Origin of the sequence: Kineococcus indalonis, from assembly GCF_009906395.1 — a bacterium.
In the GTDB taxonomy this organism is placed as follows: Bacteria; Actinomycetota; Actinomycetes; order Actinomycetales; family Kineococcaceae; genus Kineococcus; species Kineococcus indalonis.
Map to the genome: position 1 here is coordinate 1 of NZ_JAAALM010000570.1, position 2,408 is coordinate 2,408.

The 2,408-nt window shown below is 75.7% G+C and carries 3 protein-coding genes; 2 read left to right on the forward strand and 1 reads right to left on the reverse strand.

Annotated features, from left to right (window positions below; genetic code table 11):
• The coding region (locus tag GTR00_RS18980) for an Ig-like domain-containing protein (RefSeq protein ID WP_205706195.1) at positions 1–919 on the forward strand (919 nt) is incomplete at its 5' end.
• Positions 920–981: 62 nt separating this feature from the next.
• Entirely contained in the window at positions 982–1,377 is a 396-nt protein-coding gene (locus GTR00_RS18985) for a nuclear transport factor 2 family protein (RefSeq protein ID WP_166613122.1), read from the forward strand.
• 67 nt (positions 1,378–1,444) lie between these two features.
• On the opposite strand, the gene GTR00_RS18990 is transcribed toward GTR00_RS18985, so the two are convergent.
• Positions 1,445–2,395, reverse strand: coding sequence for an SDR family oxidoreductase (locus GTR00_RS18990; RefSeq protein ID WP_166613123.1), 951 nt, complete (start codon positions 2,393–2,395; stop codon positions 1,445–1,447).
• Between the last annotated feature and the right edge of the window lie 13 nt (positions 2,396–2,408).

A 2,408-nucleotide genomic window follows, 5' to 3' on the forward strand; every position in this document is an offset into this window, starting at 1 on the left:
CACCCGCCGTGCCCGCACCGCCCGCCGCACCCGCAGCGCCGCGCTGGCCACGGCCCTGACCGTCGCCCTGATCCCCCTGGGCGCCCTGTCCACCGCCTCCGCCGGTGCGCTGGACCCGGTGGCCCTCGACGACGTCTTCTTCGTCAAGCACGACACCACCTTCACGCTCAAGGCCCCCGGTGGCGTGCTGAGCAACGACGTGGACCCGCAGGACGAGCGGATCACCTCGGTGCGGCGGGACCAGGCCCAGCACGGCACGGCGAAGCTGGCCTTCGACGGAAGCATCACCTACACCCCGGACAAGGGTTTCGCCGGCACCGACTCCTTCACCTACGAGGTGCAGGACGCCAGCGGGCACATCTCGGCCCCCGCCACCGTCCGCCTCGTGGTCGCGCCCGACGTGACCCCCACGCTGCTCGTCGACCCGGGCAGCGGCTCGCTCTCCGCCGGCGCCCGCTCCGGCACCTTCCCGCTCGTGGTGAGCGATCCCGACCAGCCCGCCGGCGGGCTGGTCCTCAGCGCCTCCTCCAGCAACACCGCGCTGGTCCCGAACTCGTCGGTCGTCTTCGGCACCGGCCTCAACGGAGTGCGGACCGTGACGATCACGGCGAGCAGCGGCGTGGCGGGCAAGGCCCTGGTCACGCTCAAGGCCTCCGACGGGGAGGCCTCGCGCACCCTGGGGATCGCCGTCGCCGTCGGCGACGGCGGCGCGAACACGCTCACCGGCACGGTCGGCTCCGACCTGCTCGTCGGCGCCGGCGGCGCCGACGTCCTCAGCGGCGACGCGGGACGTGACGTCCTCGTCGGTGGCGACGGCGACGACACCCTCACCGGCGGGACCGGCCGGGACCGCTTCGCCCCGGGCGCCGGCGTGAACACCCTGAAGGACTTCTCCGCCACCCAGGACACCGAGCAGTGAGCGCGGCGGACAGGTCCGCCGCGCCCACGAGCACCGACCCTCGACGAGTCAGGAGCACTCCGGTGCAGAACACGCGCACGACCGCGGTGGACGTCATGACCAGCTACATCAGCGCGATGCGCGCCGGGCGGTGGGAGGAGGGTTTCGCCCACTTCGCCCCCGGCATCGTCGGGCACGTGCCGGGCACCTCGCCGGTCGCGGGCGTGAAGAACGGCAAGGCGGAGGTGGTGGGGTACCTGCGCGCCGCGCTGGCCCGCGCCCCCGGTGAGGTGCGGGTGGACCTGCTCGACATGCTCGCCGGTGAGGAGCACGTCGCCCTGTTCGTGCGCGAGCGCTTCGGCGGCCCCTCGCCGTTCGAGCTGCTGCGGCTGAACCTGTACCGCGTGCGCGAGGGCCTCATCGACGAGATCCGCATCTTCGAGGCCGACCAGGCGACCGCCGACGCGCACTTCGGGTGAGGTGCCCGGGCCGCACCGGTCCCCGGTGCGGCCCGGGCACCCGCCTGCCGCGGCGCGCGGTCCCCGCTCAGGCCGCCGCGGGAGCGGCGAAGGAGACCCCGGCCAGTTCCTCGGAGACCCGCCAGACGCGCTCGGCCGCCCGCGCGTCGCGCAGGGGCCGGAACAGGGCGTGCTCGGCCGGGCCGCCGCCGAGGTGGCCGGGCCCGGAGGGCCCGTACAGCCGCCCGCCGCGCGCCAGCGGCGAGGTGGCGGCGAACAGCGCGGGCAGCTGCGCGCTGTCCACCGTGCCCACCAGGACCCCCGCGCGCGAGAGGCGGCGGATCAGGGCGATCTGCGGGGTGTCGCGCTCCCTGCCCAGTTCCGCGCGCGCGCCCAGCAGGCTGGTGGGCGCCACCCCGGGGTGCGAGAGGTTGCTGGTGATGCCCCAGCCCTCCGCGCGGCTGCGCCGGTCCAGCTCGAGCCCGAAGAGGCCGAAGGCGATCTTCGACTGGCCGTAGGCGCGCATGCCGGCGTAGGAGGCCTCCCAGTTCACGTCGTCCCAGTTCACCTCCCCGCTGCGCGCCGCCACGCTGACCTGCGAGGTGACGCGGGCCCGGCCCGCGACGAGCAGCGGCAGCAGGTGCGCCACCAGCGCCACGTGGCCGAGGTGGTTGGTGCCCAGCTGCAGCTCGAACCCGTCGGCGGTGACCTGCCGCTCGGGCGGGGTCATGACGCCGGCGTTGTTCACCAGCAGGTGCACGGGCAGGCCCTCGGCGCGCAGCTGCTCGCCCAGGGCGGCCACCGAGCGCAGCGAGGACAGGTCCAGCGCGCGCAGCGAGGCGCGGGCGCCCGGGTGCGCGGCGCGGATGCGGGCCAGGGCGGCCTCGCCCTTGACGCGGTTGCGCACGGGCAGGAGCACCTCGGCCCCGGCGGCGGCCAGCCGGCGCGCGATGCCGAAGCCGATGCCGTCGCTGGCTCCGGTGACGACGGCGCGCCGGCCGGACAGGTCGGGCACGTGCAGGTGGGGGGTGCGAGGCATGGCGGATCTCCTG